Genomic DNA, 17,931 nt, shown 5'->3' on the forward strand with positions numbered 1-17,931 from the left:
ATGTTTTTACATTCGCTGAATGATTCTCCCCTTTGCAGAGTCGTAATCGTCCATTTCCATCTTTACCTTATCGCCAACCAATACCTTAATGCGATACATCCGCATCTTCCCCGACAAATGAGCAAAAACAAGGCCTTCGCCGCCTTCTACATCAACACGGAATGTAGCATTTGGCAAGGCCTCAACAACAACTCCTGTCTTTATTTCCTTCTCTTTTCTTCCTTCTTTTGTCATTCAATGAATAAGAATAGTGTAGATAAAATGATAAATAAAGTCAATAACCACGCTCTCCGTGGCCAAAAAGCCTTATTTTCTATGCTTTTATGCTATCACGCCAAAATATAATACAAAAGAAGCCCACAGGCTCCTCCCTTCTGCTGCCGAAAGCATACTAAGGGGAATCAAACAGCCGCCGCTCAATGATAATTTTATCGGTGTTATTTGGGAATACTCGCCACCATGACGGGAAAAACGAGATTGCCGCTTCTTCTATAGATGCGTACTGTGAAAATATACGCACCTGTTTTCGGTAATCAGCATGCGCCAAGGCGGAGGTAAGGCCGTCATAGTCAATATGCCACGCAACATGCGCAAGACCCTGAATGCGAAGCGTCATGGTTCCTGCGTCAAAATCAACATCTTCGGTACTATATGACAGGTCATGGACGTTTACGATATCAAATGCCTCCGGATCGGTATCATCTTTCGCAAGATACTTATTGATTATCTCTGCTTCTATTGTTTCAAAAGAGACCGCAAGGCCGTCTAGCCGAAGCGACATGTTAAGCGTGAGCTGGTCTGCAGGCTTGCCAATATCGGCAGAAAAATCTTTCGCAATGGTTGTGATTCGGGATGCGCCTGCCGGGATCAAAAGACCCTCGGGAAGCTCGTTTGTCGCCTGCCGTTTCAGTTCTTCGGATAGCTGAGTCTGGAGCGATGAAGAAAGATCCGCCGCATCTTTTTCTGTTACTACGCGCGTTTTTCCTTTAAACCCGCCGGTCATGCCGGCAAATGAACGCGCATAGAATTTATCAAACCGCGGAGAGCCTTTAAATCCGGGGATAGTGAATTCGGCGGGACCAATATTATATTCTTCGCCCGGCTCGTCGGCGTACACTATCACTTCAATAGAGGACGCCTCTATCGTCCCATCTTTTACATTGGCGCCGGGCACAGTTACTTGTTCAGCAATACGGTATATCTTTCCATCTTCCGTTTCAAACCGCGTACGCCTAACAAGCACCTGCGGGTCAGAGCTGAATTCGTTGTAGATGGTCAGCTTGCCCGAAGCCTTTTCCTCCACATCTTTTTCTCCCTGCGTTTCTGCCCTTCCCTCTATCGTTTCTTCAAGATGGACTGTCTCCACTCGCGCCCCCGTGCTCTCGCTTGCAGAAAACTTTACCAAGGTATCAATATTAAAAAACTCCTGATGAGGCGTTACCGCAACCGTCACGCCGGACATCATATCAACAATAAGCAAAAACAGCGTGAACGCAAGAACGCCGTATAAAATAAAAAATGGACGCGTACCATACCATCGGCGAGTGCCGTTTCCTTGCGGCTCTGAACGCTTCCGCTTTGTTGTTTTCGGCTTGAATGATTTTTGTGTATGCGCAGGCTTCATCTTTGCAAAGAAAGAATCCGCCTTTACGGTATGCGCCTCTGTTTTAACCACGGATACCGGCGCAGAAAAATCTTCTTGTTTTTCTGCAAAAGAAACCTTTGGCTCTTCTTCTTTTTTCGGTGCTACCCGCCGTATCGGAATATGCGCGCCCGGTTTTGATACGCCCGAAGAAGCCGTTTTTTTAACGACCATATCGTGCATGAGGGGCTTTTTGTTGTTATGAGGAGATGGTGTCATATGCCAAAAATGAGGGGCTTTTTTTAATAGTACTAATCTATGCTATTTAATTCAACCGGGAGCGCCAGCATATACAAGAATGCCGCCTCCACTCCTCCAATAAACGCAGAGGTCGGCCCGTCAAACGCCGTGCGGAAAAATGAAGGCGTAAAGAGATGAATATCAAACGGCTTGTCTTGAAGGACATATTCTTTGAACGATTCGTCAGAGAATGCTTTCACAAATCCGTCATATACTGCGCCTTCGCCCAAAAATGCAACCGTCTTGGGAAGTAACGCGCGGGAAGACGCATCTTTCAGCACCTTTTCCAAAAGAGATTTCCACTCTCCGATACCTTCTTCGATAATTGATGCTATCTTTTTTTCTTTTGACGCTTCAACTTTTCCCTGCGCCCACGCATGGAAAAGCGATATGGCATCTTTTGGCGGAACGCCTAAGGCGCTTGCAAGCCTGCGGATAATAAAGTGAAGCCCTTTGCCGAATGAAAATGTCTCTTCAATGATGCCCTTCCGAATAACCGTTACATCGGTTATCTCCCCTCCTATCTCTACCGCGAGCACCCCCGCGTCGATATTAAATGCCACCTTGCCTTCTTCATCTTCCCATAATTGTTTGAGTGTCCGAAAAAATATAAACGGACTTGTATAAAATGTTATGTCTTCGGGAGCAAAATGAGTCTCAAGCACATGCGTCAAGTGGTCAATAAAACTCTTGAGACTCAAGCTCATATACATATCAAGCGATACCTCGTGCGCCTTTTTATTCAAAAAATCATTTACTTCGTAGCCATTCATGAGAATCTTCATAAATGACATTTCGATAATCGCGTAATCCTCTGCTGGAAAAGAAAACTGTTTGCGCGCATCCTGTATAAACCGCTCTTTTTCCTCATTAATATTCTCTTTTAAAAACGATTTTTCGGCTACGAACGGCTCTTTGTTGCTTATGTTTACAATCCGGGTCTGTGAAAAGTACCACGGCGAAGACAAAAGCACATGCACATCATGGATGCGCTCGCCATGCAAGACATCAGCAAAGTCTTTTTTCACCTCACCAAACTCGTGTTTTACAAATTGCTCAAGCGCCTTAAAGTCAGGCTGCGGCATGACGGAATGCGGACGCAAAACGCTTTTAATAATACGCGGCTTTGCTCCATTCCTGACGCCATAGATAATTGCGTTGACACTCCCCGTGCCTATCGCAATACCAATATTAATCTTTTCGTTATGAGATCGTCTGAGTGCAGACATAATTCCATCTGAAACCCCTAATTAGGGCTCTATGATGGCCCGGATGCGCCGGACACCTGCTGAAGAAGATTCTTCTTTGGTGATAGTTATCTTCCCTATCTCTCCGGTGTGCCGTACATGCGGCCCTCCGCAGAGTTCGCGGGAAAACACTTCGCCGTCTTTTACAACACTATAGACGGAAACGCGCTCCGGATATTTTTCTTTAAAGAATGCGAGCGCCCCGTTCCGTATTGCATCCTCATATGCCATCTCTTCCATTATAACATCAAAATCGCCCTCAACCACTTTGTTTGCCATGTCTTCTATCTGCTGGAGCTCATCCTGAGTAACCTTGCGCGGGAAGGTAAAATCAAAACGCGTGCGTTCCGCGGTGATATCGGAACCTGCCTGCTGTACATCGCCCCCCAATACCTTGCGGAGAGATGCCTGGAGCAGATGCGTTGCGGTGTGCAGGCGGGTTACTTTTTTGACCTCTTCGTCGTTTGCCGCCTTTAATTCTCCGGTGTTCAAAATAAGTCCGTGCCCGCCGAATTTTTTCTCTTGGCCTTTGCGCGATGCTTCTTGATGGCGCTCAAATTCCTTATCAAAGTTTTCTCGTTTTAATGCTGAGGCATGCTCTCCCCCCTCTTCTTTTATAATTTCGTACGGAATCCCGTAGCTTTCGTACAACATAAATGCGGACTCCGCAGTAATCATGTCTTGCTTGTGTAATTCCCGCAATCCTCGGCGAAGCGTTTTTGAAAATTTTTGGTATTCTTCATCAAACACGCCCTCGATAACAGCATAGGTAAGATTTTTGTAAAACGAGCTATACTCCCGAACAATATGCTCAAATGCTTTTTTGATGTTAATCCCCTTTTCGCCATACACAATGATGCGACGCATGAGCCTGCGCAGCACATACCCGGAATCTTTATTGGAAGGACGCACGCTATCTGCAATCAAAAACGCAACTCCACGGACATGATCAGCAAAAATTCTTTTTCTACGGATATCCATTGCTTCAGGGAGAAGCGCCATAACAGACCTAAATAAATCCGTATCAAAAATAGTCGGCACGCCCTGCGAAACCATTGCGAGCCGTTCAAGCCCCATGCCTGTATCCACGCCGGGTGTTTCGAGCTTGCGAAGTGTTTTATCGGGGTTGCAATAAAATTCGTTAAACACAATATTCCAGACTTCTATATCTTTCCCTCCGGCGCTTTTTACATATATTTCCGTTGTCGGCCCGCATGGCCCCTCGCTCCCGGTGGGACCCCAGAAGTTATCTTCGCGGCCTAATTTTTTTATGTTTGTAACGCCGAGCGCTTTCCATATCTCTTCAGACTCGGTGTCGGCGGGCACTTCGCTATCGCCCTCAAACACGCTTACATATTCTATCGGCAAGCCGATTTCTCTCGTAATAAAATCATATCCATATTGGATTGCCTCCTTTTTAAAATACCCGCCAAACGAAAAATTTCCGAGCATTTCAAAAAATGTCAGATGCGACTCGTCTCCCACTTCGTCAATATCAGAAGTACGAAACGATTTTTGCACAGAAGCCGTATTCTTGCTCCCAAAATCGCGCACCGGATCCGCCCTACCAATAAAGTAAGGTTTAAATTGCTGCATCCCCGCGGTCGTTAACAACACCGACGGGTCATCAGGAATAAGAGAAGACGACGGGACGACCGCATGGCCCCGTTCCTTAAAAAAATCAAGAAATTTTTCACGGAGTTCGTTTGAATTCATCTTTCCTTATTAAACCAGATTTTTATACTCCCGCAAATGAATATTGACAAGAAGCAAAATATAATATATAATTTTTTAAAATCCTGGTTGGATATTTAAAAAGGGGGAAATTCCATGGACCTAAAAAAGATACACCCTGATGCAATAACATTTGGCGCTGTCGCATGCTGCGCGCTTGCGAATCTTCAATCTGATGCATCTGAAATACAAGAAGCATACAGAACCCGCGTCCCCCGCAAAGAATGGGTGGCTGGGTTCCTTAGTATATTTAGAGACACAACGCAGCTTATCTTTATCCCGACGGAGACACACAAAGACTTTTATATGGAAGTTATTGAAAAAGAATTTGAAGCGCTGAAGACCACAAAAGAAGACGCGCTCGTATGCGGACATACTCCTTCCGAGCACATAGAAGCGCTTTGCAAGGTGCTTCATGCATTCAATCGCGGAGAAATCCATTAACAAAAAGCGGCCCGACGGCCGCTTTTTTTATTTATTTTCGAGAAGAGAATTGTTGCCAGGTTACGATAAGCGGGCTTGCAAGAAAGATAGATGAGTAGGTTCCCGCAACAACTCCCACCAAAAGAGTAAGGGAGAAGAATGTCGTTGATGATTCGCCGAAAAGAAAGAGGAGGAAGAGCACAACAAAGAGTGTAAAAGATGTTGCAATAGAGCGCCCCATAACTTCGCTTAAGCTCTTTCCTACGACTTCCTCAAAAGGAATAGTAGAACCGATGCGCGTAATATTCTCGCGGATGCGGTCGAATACAATTATAGTGTCATGGACCGAAAACCCAAGAATGGTCAAAAGAGCAGTCACAAAGAGCGTTCCCACTTCAACATGATAAAACTGACCTAAAAGCGAAAAGAGTCCCACCGGAATAATAACATCATGAGCAAGAGCAATCAGCGCCACTAGCCCATACTTCCATGACGCAACCGGACGCGACACCTTACGAAAACTCCATGTGATAAAAATAAGTATCATCAAGAGCACCAGCAAAAGTGCCGTAAATGATTTTCGCCGCAATTCATTCCCGATAACCGGACCAATGGAATCAAAACGCAACTCCTCAAGCACCACTGCGGGCTCTGTGTCCCCGGCAAGTGCCTGAAGAATGATTTGGTGTTCGGTTTCTGTTATATCACGGGTGCGTATTAAAAGATTGCTCTCCTCCGAAGGTTGTAATACCGCCGAACCAAACTTCACATTATTCAGACGTTCTTGCAATATTGGGATTTCCGGACGCACATCAGTAAAGCGCACTTCTAAAAGCGACCCTCCCGTAAAATCAATACCAAACTGCAGTCCCCACACAGCAAGAAACACAATGCTCGCGCATACAAGCACCCCTGAAAATATATAAAATAGTTTTCTATGCGTTACGATGAACATATTTTTTATTTAATGCCGCTTCCATACAGAAACGAACTTATCGCTTTGTTGCGGAATCCCACCGCAAGTAAAAATGTGCGAGTCACCAAAAATGCGGATGTTAAGCTCGCGAACACTCCAATACCAAGGGTTAACGCAAACCCCTTTATAATACTTGTCCCAAACCAGAACAAGATGGTTGAAGTAATAAGCGTAGAAATGTTTGCGTCTCTGATAGACGGCCACGCGCGCCAAAATCCTTCTTTTACACCAATGTCCAGCTGCTGTCCGCGGCGGACTTCCTCCTTGATGCGCTCAAAAATAAGAATATTTGCATCCACCGCCATACCGACCGAAAGAATAAATCCTGCGATGCCCGCGGTTGTAAGTGTAACGCCAAACAGCTTAAACAAAAAAAGCAGGACAATGGTATAGAATGCGATCGAAAAAATACCGATGAGCCCGGGGAGCCGGTACCATAAGAGCAGGAACAACGCAACCGCAATGAGCGCATACGCGCCCGCATTCACTCCTTTTGCAAGAGCTGAAGCGCCAAGCGACGGCCCGACATTCTGCTGTGATATCAATTCAATAGGAAGCGGGAGCGCCCCCGAATTTAAATTACGCACTAAATCACGCACTTCTTCCGCGGTAAAGTTTCCGGTAATCTGCGCTTGTCCCCCCGATATTTCCCCCTGCACAACCGGCGTACTTATAGGAACGCCGTCCAAATAAATGGCTATGGTTTTCCCGACATTATCGCGGGTAAGCTGCCGGAAAATTTCCGCCCCGTCATCATTGAATTGGAGCCCCACACTCGGCCCCAAACTGCTCTGTCCGTCTCCAAACAATATAGTTGCTTCTTTTAAATATCTCCCGGTAAGGTCAGTATGCAAATAAAAAAGATCGTCAGGAATTGCCGTACCTGCAGGTATCGGCTCACCTTCTTGAATGCCTAAGTCCGCAAGCATCTGTTTTGCTTCTTCTTCAGGGCGTTCGGTACGAAATTCCAAAAACGGGGTTTGGCCGATTATCTGGATTGCCTGTCCTATGTCAAAGACGCCCGCAAGCTCTACGATAAGACGCTGCTCGTCGCCTGACTGCTGAACCTGCACCAACGGTTCGGTAACGCCAAAAAAGTTTACACGCCGTTCAACAACATCTCGGAGACCTGCCATCGCTTCGTCTATGTTGCGCCCGCCCAAAACGGATGTATCAGCGCGATACACTAAATGCGTTCCTCCCTGCAAATCAAGACCGAGCTTGAATGGGACAACGTCTTGAAATGCTCCACCGATAAATGGAGAAATATTGATATAGCCCAAACATACCCCTAACAAGAGGAGGATAACGGCTCCTATGCGTATTGCTAATTGAGATTTCATCATACGATCAATGCTCTTCTTCCAGAATAATCTCCGAGGGAGATGCCTTAAAATGTTTTTTTAATATAGCGATTATAGCATCTTTCCCCTGTTCGTATTCCTCAGGCGGGATGAAGATATCTCCCATACTAATATCTTGGTGATAATGTTTCAAGATGAACGAAGAATCCTCCATACTAAGAGCAGTTCGGATGCCAAATTGCTTACGGATAATCATAAGGGGGGTCATGGAAAGCGCGGAAAAAAGAGAACGTGTTTTTTCGTGTTCTTTTTTGGACGAAATGCCTTCTTCATAGTCTAAAAACTTGCTCTGAGAAAATACCAGGAACGGGTGCACCGATATTTTCTGGAAATCCCGCCGCATGTTCTTAAACAATGTTTCAGCTCCTGAATTTTTCCCCCATATGCGCACCACGCGCTTGGCGGGTTTACGCGCAATCAGCCTGCCTGACCACGAAAATGGATGTGTTTCCGCATACTGATACAACAATTCAAAAAAAGTCGTATCTTGGAGCATAACATATTCTTCAAGATCGCTCGGGATAGGATAGTCTATTTCGCGGGTAGAAAATGCTTCTTTCAGATAATATTCAAAGCAACGCACTGTCTTGTGAAAATACACCTGCGTGAACATGTTGTAGCGCGCGAGCAAATAATATTCAAACGAGTGAACGCCCGCTTCAAAAATAGATGTTATATATTCCCCCTTTCGCTCTATGACGCCGAACGAATTGATAAGCCAATATGCGTCGTAGTTGCCGTACGGAACGCCGGTAAAATATGAATCGCGTAACAGATAATCCATCCGGTCGATGTCGATATCGCCGGATATCCACGAACGGATAAGCGCATGAAGTGCTTTTGTGTTGATGTCTGAAGAAAATTGCTTGTGCCATGAATCAGGAATACGGATGTGTTTATGGATGAGAGACGCTATAATCTCCGCTTCGGTTTCTGACAAAACCGCCTTATATTTCCGTCCGCGGAAAAGCACATCTTTTGCAAGCGCGTATATGATAAGGACGCTGTAATCTTCGTGTTTCGCGCGCCGAGCCTGCTTTTCTTTAAAACGGGATTGTGGGATAGCAAGGTCTTTCAAATCGGGCATATGATACTCTGTTGCGTGAGAGAACGGCGCATGTCCGATATCATGCAAGAGTCCCGAAAGCTTCATCATAAGCATTAGGAATTCTTTTTCTTTTTTCTTGAGAACCCGCGCAAGCACAGAATATTCTTTGTTGTAAAAAAATTGCCGGCCGATGAGAGACGCCATATGCATCGCACCCAATGAATGCGAAAAACGGTCGTGTACCGCGCCAGGAAATACAAAATGCACAAGCGCTAACTGCTTAATGTGGCGCAAACGCTGAAAGTACGGATGGTCAATGACTGTTTTTTCCCGCTCGCCATACGGAATAATCCGGTGGATAGTATCATTAATCTTGTAGCGCATAATTCCAGCATACCATAGAAAAAGCCCCGCTCTTACTGACGGGGCTTACGGGTTACATAACCTGTATTGCATAATATTCGATAATAGAATTTGCAAGAAGTTTTTGGCACATTGACTCAACGCTCTTGCGGATGCTTGCCGAGCTTGTCCCGCGCATTTCAAGCTGTATGCGCTTTCCAATCCGTACGCGATTCACATGAGTAAACCCGAGCGTGTGAAGTCCCTTCATAATAGCAGCCCCTTCCGGATCAAGAATAGAATCCTTCGGCATGATTTCAACGACGACATGGAATGCCCGCTCGAGGACACTCCGTTCTTTTTCGGTCAACTTTGCGTAGGTGACATACGCGTGGCGATGCATGTTCTCTTCATCAGGCAATGCTTCAATGCGGGATATTTCTTTCCACCATGAGGAATCAATATCCGGGAAGAACGCGTCTCCCTCGCACTCATAATCAATTTCGGTGATATAAAGCCGTTCGGTATATCTCAATCCCTCCTTATACACCACTGAACCGCCAATAATAAATATCTCTTCTGCGTGAGGAGATATTTGGGCATAAAAAAGCCCCTCACCTAATGAATGCGCGACAAGACACCCCGGAGCCGCGTATACATCACGCTTTGTGATAACAATATTAGTCCTTTGCGGAAGGGGCTTTTTTCCAATTGACTCAAATGTCTTTCGTCCCATGATAACCGGATGCCCTTTTGTCATACTCGCAAAGTACGCCATATCCTTCGGTAAATGCCAGGGCAACTTTCCCCTATGTCCGATAACATTGTTTTTTGCCATAGCCGCAATCATTGATACCGCCATAATCATCTCTCCTTACACCGCGATGGGCGCTTTTATCGCCGGATACGGTTCATAGTTGAGTAATGCAATATCGCTGTACGAAAAATCAAATATCGAATCAATAGATGCATTAAGCTTAACAACCGGTAACGGCTTGGGAGCGCGTTCAAGCTGTTCGTTCACTTGTTCTATGTGATTTCTGTAAATATGAACATCGCCGAATGTGTGCACGAATTCATGCGGCTTGAGCCCGGTTACACGCGCAATCATGCATGTAAGCAGGGCGTAGGAAGCGATATTGAAAGGAACGCCCAAAAATACATCAGCACTTCGCTGGTACATGTGGCACGAAAGGTTGCCGTCTGCGACATAGAACTGGAAAAAACAATGACATGGTGGAAGCGCCATCTTGCTGATATATGAAACATTCCAAGCGCTTACGATAAGACGCCTGCTATCAGGGTTCTTTTGTATCTGGGACACGACATCCGCTATCTGGTCTATCGGCTTTCCGTCCAGTCCTGGCCATGCGCGCCATTGTTTTCCGTACACGGGCCCAAGATCCCCCCACCGGAGCGCAAAGAGATTGTCCGTCCGTATTTTTTCTGCAAATTCTTGAGCGGACTCGCCTGCATATTCCTCGCTTTTCTTATACGCCGCAAACGGCCAATCGTCCCAAATGTGTACTTTTTTTTCAACAAGAGATTGGATGTTTGTTTCTCCGCGCAAAAGCCACAGCAGCTCCTCAACAACCAAACGAAACGGCATTCTTTTTGTTGTAAGCAGCGGGAATCCTTTTTTGAGATCAAAACGGAGCTGGCGGCCAAACACGCTTTTTGTACCCACGCCCGTTCTGTCTTCTTTTTCATTTCCGTTGTCTCTGATGTCACGCAATAAGTCTAGATACGCCTGCATGCATATTCTCCCTGTAAAAGAATTTTCTTTATTTTGCCACCAAAAAAACCGCACGGCAAGCCGTGCGGATTGGTATATTTAAATCTGTATACCAAATCTTCTTAAGAAAAATGCATCAATACATTTTTTTGTTTTCTTCCAAACATCTTCCACGGAGCGTGAGGCGTCGATGATGTTCCATCTGTTTATGTCTTCTTCCGCCTGCTCTAAGAAGCTTTTGCGGACGCGCCGTTGGTAATCCATATCCTTTTTTTCAAACGATGTTTCGGCCCTTGCTCGTGTGAATGCCTTTTCCGGGTCTACATCATACAGCAGTATCATGTCAGGCCACGTGCCGCTTCGGGCTTTGCCGCTTTGTTCTCTGATACGATTGACGGGCATGCCTCCACCTGCACCCTGATATGCGATACTTGAGGGTTCGAATCTGTCGCAAAGCACTATTTTCTTTTCTTTGAGCGCAGGAAGGATCTTTTGTTCTACATGTATCCGCCTGTCTTCGCAAAAAAGCGCCAATTGCTCCTCTGCGGTCAATGATTCGTCAGAGAGCACCTTTTCACGGATTGCAATATCACCGCCCCCCGGCTCTTTCGTCCGCAGTACAGGATATCCTTTGCTTTCCAAATACCGCTCTGCCATTTCTAGCTGAGTGGTTTTTCCTACCTTGTCGCCTCCTTCAAATAAAATAAAAATGCCCCTCGGCAATGCTTTCATATACATATACACTCCTTAATCATATCGTTTTTTTGACTGTTCAAAAAATTTTTTTTGAAAATATGCAGCGACCTCCTCTTGATTGAATTCTTTCGTAATGCGCTTTGCTTTTGCTATATCGGCATACGGAACGCCGCGGATATAACTCATGAGCATATACTTCGTCATTGAGAACATCGGGCTCGGCAGCTCATCTACGGGAAACCAGCTCCATGCCTCGCACTTTTCCGGTTCCATTACGCAAGGCTCGCCCCCCTCCCAGTCCGCGACATACCCTAAATGCGTGTATTGCTTCGTCGGATCCTCATGGACATAGTGCGCTTCGTGCGCAAGACAAAAATAACACAAATGCCCTATCCGTAACGCATCTCCTGTTTCCTCTTTTAATTCGCGCGACACTGCATCTTCCCAAGATTCTCCCAGCTCAACCAAACCTCCCGGGAACGCCCATTCTCCCGCCCCGTGTGATCCTTTCCGCTTCCCCAAAAGAATGAGATCGCTTTTGAATATCATCACTCCGATACCGGTATATGGACCTCTCTGCATAACTCTATGCCTCCTTGTAAATGAACATTTTATTGTAGAAAAAGTATACCCCGCTGGCAGTCTGATTGTCTAGTGGAAAAACTTTTATTGAAATAGATGCCCGCGATTGCGCGATTCTTTGTTTTTTCTGTACAAAATTTCGGCCGGGGTATATCATAAACCGTATATTATGAAAGTACGAATCAAAAGGATTGATAAAACGCTCCCACTCCCTGTATACCAAACGACGGGAGCAGCTGCATTTGATCTCTACGCGCGCACTGATACCGTCGTGGAGCCGCAGTCTCTTGCGTATATTCCCACCAATCTGATCATCGAATCACCTCAAAATCATGTTCTTATTCTTGCCTCTCGGAGCAGCTCTCCCAAAAAGGGACTTTTGATACCGCACGGCATCGGTGTCATTGACTCCGACTATTGCGGAGATAGCGATGAGATCCTTTTCCAAGTGCTTAACTTTACCGATGCACCTGTCACCATACAACGCGGAGACCGTATCGGCCAGGGAATGTTCGTGAGGCTTTCGCGTGCGCTTTCGTGGGATGAGCAAGAATCCATGGATAAAAAAAGCAGGGGCGGATTTGGCAGCACCGGAACAGCATAAAAACCGATGCGTATGCATCGGTTTTTTCGTATTATGTTTTTTTTGTGCGCAGTCCCGCGTCCCTCTTTGGCAAAGCGCCGTCAAGCGGCACTTTGGTCACTTTGAGCCGGTAATTTTCTCTATGTAATATGCCGCCCTTGTTTGTCATATCATCAAATAACTGCTGGAAGAGTTGCTGATAATCGACATAGCGCTGCTCAAAGACAATATCTTTTCTTTTCAGCTCACTCATGAACTCTTTTCCTTTCGCGTTGTCATACTCGCCGTAACAAATAATCTTTTTTATTCCTACCGAAATAAGTGTCCGTAAGCATCGGATGCATGGCGTACCTACTATCATAACCGTTGCCCCTTCAAGCTGTTTCGGGTCGGTATTGAACACAGCATTCTCTTCGCTATGGTTGGTGCGCTCACAATGACCGTCAATCATAAGATGGCCCGCTTCGTCACAATGCGGCTCTCCGGGAAGCGACCCATTGTACCCAACTCCGACGATACGCTTGTTTTTTATTATGCCGCTTGCAATATGGAACCGATCGCAAGTCGACATAGGAGTATGGCATAAAATAGAACACAAAAATACCCGCTCACGCTTTTCATCCCGTTCCTTGCTCATGATATATGTCTCCTTTTGAATGTACTGCACCGTTATTGTATGTATTTCGGAACAAAAAAACAACCCCGCCGTAAGCGGGGTTGTCCAATGTAATAGAACGTTGATTACTTTACCTCTATGCCCATGGAACGCGCTGTGCCTTCTATGATTTTTGCCGCCTCGTCTACATCGTAAGCATTCAGGTCTTCCATTTTTGTTTCTGCAATTTCGCGCGCTTGTGCTTTGGTTATTTTCCCCACTTTTGTAGTAAGCGGGTTTGCCGCTCCCTTTTCAACACCTGCTGCTTTTTTGATAAGAAATGCTGCAGGCGATGTTTTTAGCTTAAAGTCAAAGCTGCGGTCTTCGTAAATAGTGAGCTCCGCCGGGATGATATCTCCAGCCCGGTCCTTGGTTGCATCATTGAACTTTGAACAAAATTCTCCGATGTTTATTCCATGCGGACCAAGCGCCGTTCCTACCGGAGGCGCAGGCGTAGCTTTCCCCGCGGGAAGCTGCAATTTTACGATGGATTTTATCTTTTTTGTTGCCATAATAATATTGAAATTATAGTTTCTTCATCTGAAGAATGTCAATCTCTACCGGTGTTTCGCGCCCGAACATACCAACAAGCACTTTTACCTTACCCCGCTCCTCATCAATTTCTGAAATTTTCCCTTCAAATTCTTTGAACGGACCGTCGGTAATACGGACTGGGTCACCGATAGAAACATCAATCTTAAATTTCGGTTCCTCAACGCCCATGCGCTTAAAGAGACCGTCTACTTCGTTCTTTGAAAGCGGTGTCGGCGTTGTGCCTGACCCGACGAACCCCGTCACGCGGGGAGTGTTCCGTACCACGTACCACGAATCATCCGTTACCACCATTTCTACAAGAACATACCCGGGATATATTTTTTCTTCAACAATATGACGCTTACCGCCTTTTATTTTTATCTTTTTTTCCGTCGGGACAAGAACGCTGAAGATTTTATCTTCCATGCCGAGCGACTCAATGCGCTGCTTGAGATTCCGAACAACCGCAGCTTCATATCCGGAATATGTATGAATTGCGTACCAATTCCTTCCCTGTTCTAACTGCTGTTTTCCCATATGTTACAAAAGCACCTCAAGGATAGATGTAAACGCAAAGTCCAGCACGCCCAAGAAAAGCGCAATCGCAATAGAAATGCCAATCACAAGAATAGTGTACCGGGTGGTCTCTGCGCGCGTCGGCCAAGTGACCTGCTTTAATTCAAGACGCGAACCTTTTACGTAATCAACAAGTTTTTGAATCATAATGTCATCTATCTTAAAAAGCCCCGCAGGGGCTTTTTATGTTCAATAATATCTACAGTATAAAGAAAAGGATGAATTCTGTCAACGAACATCACACATCCAAATTCTGCACCTCTTTTGCGTGTCCTTGGATAAAACTCTTACGAGGGGCTACCTCAGAACCCATAAGCACATCAAATATGCGATCTGCTTCTTCGGCATCCTTTATATTCACCTTATTCAATATGCGGTTTTCCGGATCCATAGTAGTTTCCCACAACTGGCCCGAATTCATCTCTCCTAACCCCTTATAGCGCTGGATGGTAACACCTCGTATCTTCCCATCTTCTGCGGGCACTTCTTCACCTCCGGCGGGCGCTTCAGCTTCTGTTTCTTTCTCCGCCGTTTGTTTTATTTTCTTTGAGGAGGGTTTAGCTTTTATTTCTTTCTCCAACTCTTTTAGTATTTTTTCTTTTTCCGCATCGCTATACGCATAGCGCACATCTCTTCCTTTTTGTATTCGGTAAAGCGGCGGATTTGCAATATAGATGTAGCCGTTCTCGATTGCCGACTTGTAATACCGGTAAAAAAGCGTAAGCAGTAGTGTTCTAATATGCGCACCGTCGGTGTCAGCATCGGTCATGATAATGACTTTATGATACCGGAGCTTGCTTTCGTCATATTCAGCACCGATAGCGGCACCAAGCGCGATAATTAATGATTTTATTTCTTTTGAGGCAAGCATCTTGTCAATACGCGCGCGCTCAACATTCAAAATTTTTCCACGAAGCGGCAGTATCGCTTGAAACCTCCTGCTTCGTCCCATCTTTGCAGTACCTCCCGCAGAGTCCCCCTCAACGATAAACAATTCTGATTCTTCCGGGTCACGCGACTGGCAATCGGCAAGCTTTCCCGGAAGTGTCAGCCCCTCAAGCGCTCCTTTCCGGATAATGGTGTCCTTTGCGGCTTTTGCGGCTTTGCGAGCCTTGAGCGCCAAAATAACTTTCTCTGCGATAGAGCGCGCGTCATTTGGGTTTTCTTCAAGATATGCGCGGAATGCATCTCCAAAAACCGTTTCAACGGCGCTTCGGGCGTCGGGTGTGCCGAGTTTTACCTTCGTCTGCCCTTCAAATTGCGGCTCACGGAGCTTTACAGAAATTACTACCGTTAATCCTTCCCGCACATCGTCTCCCGTGAGGTTATCCTCATCCGCTTTCAAAAAATTACTCTTGCGTGCATAATCGTTTAATATTCTCGTAAGCGCAGTCCGAAAACCCGTAAGGTGCGTTCCTCCTTCGGGCGTATGGATGTTGTTTGCAAATGTAAGTTCGCGCGAGGACAAATCATCCACATACTGCAAACTCACCTCTACAAATATCTTTTCTGCTTCTTTTGCCGTATAAAAAATAGTATCGTGCTTCGGCACTGAGTAGCGGTTTACATGCTTTACATACGAACGGATACCGCCCTCAAAATAGAATGCCTGCGATTCGTGTTTGAGCGGATCTTTTTCCCGCTGGTCTTTGACGCTGATGCGAACGCCCTTCGTAAGGTAAGCCTGCTGGCGCATACGCTCTATCACCCGCTCCCAATCAAACGGAGGAATACCATTACCGTCAGTGCCCGAAAATATTTGCGGGTCGGGGCGAAATGCTACCGATGTACCCGAACCTGAGCATTTACCTAATTTTTTAATTGCGTATTTTGCTTTCCCTCGGACATATTCTTGTTTCCATTGATACCCATCACGGCATATCACAGCTTCGGTCCATTCAGAGAGCGCATTGACCACCGACACTCCCACCCCGTGGAGTCCTCCGGAAACTTTATATGAATCGCCTCCGAACTTTCCTCCTGCATGAAGTGTTGTAAGCACCGTTTCAAGCGCTGATTTTTTAGTGTGCGTATGTTTTTCTACCGGAATGCCCCGGCCGTCGTCCACGACCCGGACCGCACCATCAGGCAACATTGTTACCGAGATATTCTTTGCATATCCTGCCATCGCTTCATCGATAGAGTTGTCTACCACCTCCCAGATTAAGTGATGCAAACCATCGACTCCCGTAGAGCCGATATACATTGCCGGGCGCTTTCGTACCGGATCTAGTCCTTCCAATACATAAATGTCTTTTGCGCTATAGCCGCTTTTTGATGCAGCCGCGTCTTTTGCTTTGGGGGGCTTTGCCGCTGCCTTGTTTGATTTTTTTGATGCTTTTTTTGCTGTCATATGTTTTAACGGAGCTCCGCTTTAAATTGTGTTTTTGTTTCTTCGTATAATGTGTCTTGTAAAACATCTACCTCCTCGGACCGGAGCGTCCGTTCCTGAGAGCGATATATAATCCTATATGTATAACTTATGTTATCCTTTCCGAATTTTTCTGCGTTCTCATATCTATCAAGCAGTTTGACCTCTTCAATCAAATCGCCGCCGATATCGCGTATTACATCAAAATAATTATTAGGGACGAAGCTCTTATCTACCACAAACGATATATCGCGGGTAATCGGCGGGTATTTACTCACCGGAATATATTCTTGTCCCAAAATTAACTGCTTTTGTATCCGGGGATCAGAAGACCATAACAGCCTGATATCAGGAAGCTTCATGCTTAATATAGCAAGCCGCTCAAGACCGAAACCAAACGCCCAGCCGGTGTATTCTTCGGAGTCAACTCCCAGATGCCGAAGCACCACCGGGCGTACAACTCCTGAACCAAGCACTTCAACCCATCTATCCTCCATTTTTATTTCCATTTCTATGCTGGGCTCTGTATATGGGAATGAATCTTTGTTGAATCGATATTCGATATCTTTGCCAAAAATCGCTTGCGCTATTTCGATGAGAACCTCCTTGAGGTCGTCAATTGTTATGACGCCCTCGCTTTTCGGGACTAAGTACCACCCATCCATTTGGTGGAATACATTCATGTGATTGCGGTCTATTTCATCTTTCCGATATACTTTGCCATAACAAAGCGAACCGACCGGCTGTTTTTTTTCTATTCGTTGCTTGATTGCCGGCTCACGCACATAGTAATACCACATTATAGTCGTATGAGTGCGCAAGATGTGCGCATCGTCTACATAATATGTGTCAGAATGGCTCCGTGCGGGATGATCAGGAGGAAAATTGAATAAGTCAAAGCTTACATCAGCATCAACTATTTCTGGGACTTGAATAATATCAAAATCAGACAATCGCGGGATAGCACGGATGCGTCCCGCTAAATCGTGCAACGGACTCCCGGGTGTCCGCGTAAGATCAGGCATTGCAAGATATCGCTTTAGCCGCTCGCTCTCCGCATCATGCTTGTCCGCAAGCGCCTCCTGAAGCGTTTTTTCGTCTTTGGATTGAACGATAATTTGGCTGCTTTTCGCAGCTTTTTCAGCTTCTTTTAGGTTATTCACGATACGCTAAGTATAGCCGA

At 45.8% G+C, this 17,931-nt stretch carries 19 protein-coding genes; 2 read left to right on the top strand and 17 right to left on the bottom strand.

The features are described from left to right. Window positions 1-6: 6 nt before the first annotated feature. The 4 genes from COU47_00440 to COU47_00455 form a co-directional block, all read right to left on the bottom strand. Window positions 7-234, bottom strand: coding sequence for a translation initiation factor IF-1 (locus tag COU47_00440; GenBank protein PIR69892.1), 228 nt, complete (start codon window positions 232-234; stop codon window positions 7-9). A gap of 157 nt (window positions 235-391) precedes the next feature. Beyond that, on the bottom strand, window positions 392-1,825 hold the full coding sequence (locus tag COU47_00445; GenBank protein PIR69893.1) for a hypothetical protein: 1,434 nt from the start codon (window positions 1,823-1,825) through the stop codon (window positions 392-394). 68 nt (window positions 1,826-1,893) lie between these two features. Then, entirely contained in the window at window positions 1,894-3,111 is a 1,218-nt protein-coding gene (locus tag COU47_00450; GenBank protein PIR69894.1) for a hypothetical protein, read from the bottom strand. Window positions 3,112-3,132: 21 nt separating this feature from the next. Next, the gene (locus COU47_00455; GenBank protein PIR69895.1) at window positions 3,133-4,845 is read right to left on the bottom strand and encodes an alanine--tRNA ligase; all 1,713 of its coding nucleotides are present in this window, start codon (window positions 4,843-4,845) and stop codon (window positions 3,133-3,135) included. Between the two features lie 114 nt (window positions 4,846-4,959). Between COU47_00455 and COU47_00460 the strand changes: the two genes are divergently transcribed. Beyond that, window positions 4,960-5,307: a hypothetical protein gene (locus COU47_00460; GenBank protein PIR69896.1), complete on the top strand. Its 348-nt coding sequence runs from the start codon at window positions 4,960-4,962 to the stop codon at window positions 5,305-5,307. Window positions 5,308-5,338: 31 nt separating this feature from the next. Here the strand turns inward: COU47_00460 and secF are convergent, their stop codons facing one another. The 7 genes from secF to COU47_00495 all read right to left on the bottom strand — a co-directional run bounded on the left by secF (window position 5,339) and on the right by COU47_00495 (window position 12,029). After that, window positions 5,339-6,241, bottom strand: a complete 903-nt coding sequence (gene secF, locus COU47_00465; protein ID PIR69897.1) for a protein translocase subunit SecF — start codon at window positions 6,239-6,241, stop codon at window positions 5,339-5,341. Window positions 6,242-6,246: 5 nt separating this feature from the next. After that, complete coding sequence (gene secD, locus COU47_00470; protein PIR70008.1) at window positions 6,247-7,605, bottom strand: protein translocase subunit SecD; 1,359 nt, start codon at window positions 7,603-7,605, stop codon at window positions 6,247-6,249. Window positions 7,606-7,612: 7 nt separating this feature from the next. Then, window positions 7,613-9,058: a hypothetical protein gene (locus COU47_00475; protein ID PIR69898.1), complete on the bottom strand. Its 1,446-nt coding sequence runs from the start codon at window positions 9,056-9,058 to the stop codon at window positions 7,613-7,615. A gap of 52 nt (window positions 9,059-9,110) precedes the next feature. Continuing rightward, window positions 9,111-9,878 (bottom strand): hypothetical protein, encoded by a 768-nt coding sequence (locus COU47_00480; protein ID PIR69899.1) that lies wholly within the window; start codon window positions 9,876-9,878, stop codon window positions 9,111-9,113. A gap of 12 nt (window positions 9,879-9,890) precedes the next feature. Then, on the bottom strand, window positions 9,891-10,772 hold the full coding sequence (gene thyA, locus COU47_00485; protein ID PIR69900.1) for a thymidylate synthase: 882 nt from the start codon (window positions 10,770-10,772) through the stop codon (window positions 9,891-9,893). A gap of 78 nt (window positions 10,773-10,850) precedes the next feature. Beyond that, a complete protein-coding gene (tmk, locus tag COU47_00490; protein ID PIR69901.1) occupies window positions 10,851-11,489 on the bottom strand; it encodes a dTMP kinase in 639 nt (212 codons plus the stop codon). 9 nt (window positions 11,490-11,498) lie between these two features. After that, complete coding sequence (locus COU47_00495) at window positions 11,499-12,029, bottom strand: DNA mismatch repair protein MutT (GenBank protein PIR69902.1); 531 nt, start codon at window positions 12,027-12,029, stop codon at window positions 11,499-11,501. A 169-nt stretch (window positions 12,030-12,198) separates the two neighbouring features. Between COU47_00495 and COU47_00500 the strand changes: the two genes are divergently transcribed. Then, a complete protein-coding gene (locus COU47_00500; protein ID PIR70009.1) occupies window positions 12,199-12,633 on the top strand; it encodes a dUTP diphosphatase in 435 nt (144 codons plus the stop codon). A 31-nt stretch (window positions 12,634-12,664) separates the two neighbouring features. Here COU47_00500 and COU47_00505 read toward each other — a convergent pair whose 3' ends face one another. From COU47_00505 to COU47_00530, 6 genes are all read right to left on the bottom strand, one after another. Continuing rightward, window positions 12,665-13,249 (bottom strand): hypothetical protein, encoded by a 585-nt coding sequence (locus COU47_00505; protein PIR69903.1) that lies wholly within the window; start codon window positions 13,247-13,249, stop codon window positions 12,665-12,667. 104 nt (window positions 13,250-13,353) lie between these two features. Beyond that, the gene (gene rplK, locus COU47_00510; GenBank protein ID PIR69904.1) at window positions 13,354-13,782 is read right to left on the bottom strand and encodes a 50S ribosomal protein L11; all 429 of its coding nucleotides are present in this window, start codon (window positions 13,780-13,782) and stop codon (window positions 13,354-13,356) included. A gap of 10 nt (window positions 13,783-13,792) precedes the next feature. Then, the gene (locus COU47_00515) at window positions 13,793-14,338 is read right to left on the bottom strand and encodes a transcription termination/antitermination protein NusG (GenBank protein ID PIR69905.1); all 546 of its coding nucleotides are present in this window, start codon (window positions 14,336-14,338) and stop codon (window positions 13,793-13,795) included. Between the two features lie 3 nt (window positions 14,339-14,341). Further along, window positions 14,342-14,521: a preprotein translocase subunit SecE gene (locus tag COU47_00520; protein ID PIR70010.1), complete on the bottom strand. Its 180-nt coding sequence runs from the start codon at window positions 14,519-14,521 to the stop codon at window positions 14,342-14,344. A 94-nt stretch (window positions 14,522-14,615) separates the two neighbouring features. After that, window positions 14,616-16,730, bottom strand: coding sequence for a DNA topoisomerase (ATP-hydrolyzing) subunit B (gyrB, locus tag COU47_00525; GenBank protein ID PIR69906.1), 2,115 nt, complete (start codon window positions 16,728-16,730; stop codon window positions 14,616-14,618). A 5-nt stretch (window positions 16,731-16,735) separates the two neighbouring features. Then, complete coding sequence (locus tag COU47_00530; GenBank protein ID PIR69907.1) at window positions 16,736-17,911, bottom strand: hypothetical protein; 1,176 nt, start codon at window positions 17,909-17,911, stop codon at window positions 16,736-16,738. Window positions 17,912-17,931: the final 20 nt, after the last annotated feature.

The organism is Candidatus Niyogibacteria bacterium CG10_big_fil_rev_8_21_14_0_10_46_36 (genome assembly GCA_002772995.1).
Classification (GTDB): Bacteria; Patescibacteriota; Minisyncoccia; order 1-14-0-10-42-19; family 1-14-0-10-42-19; genus 1-14-0-10-46-36.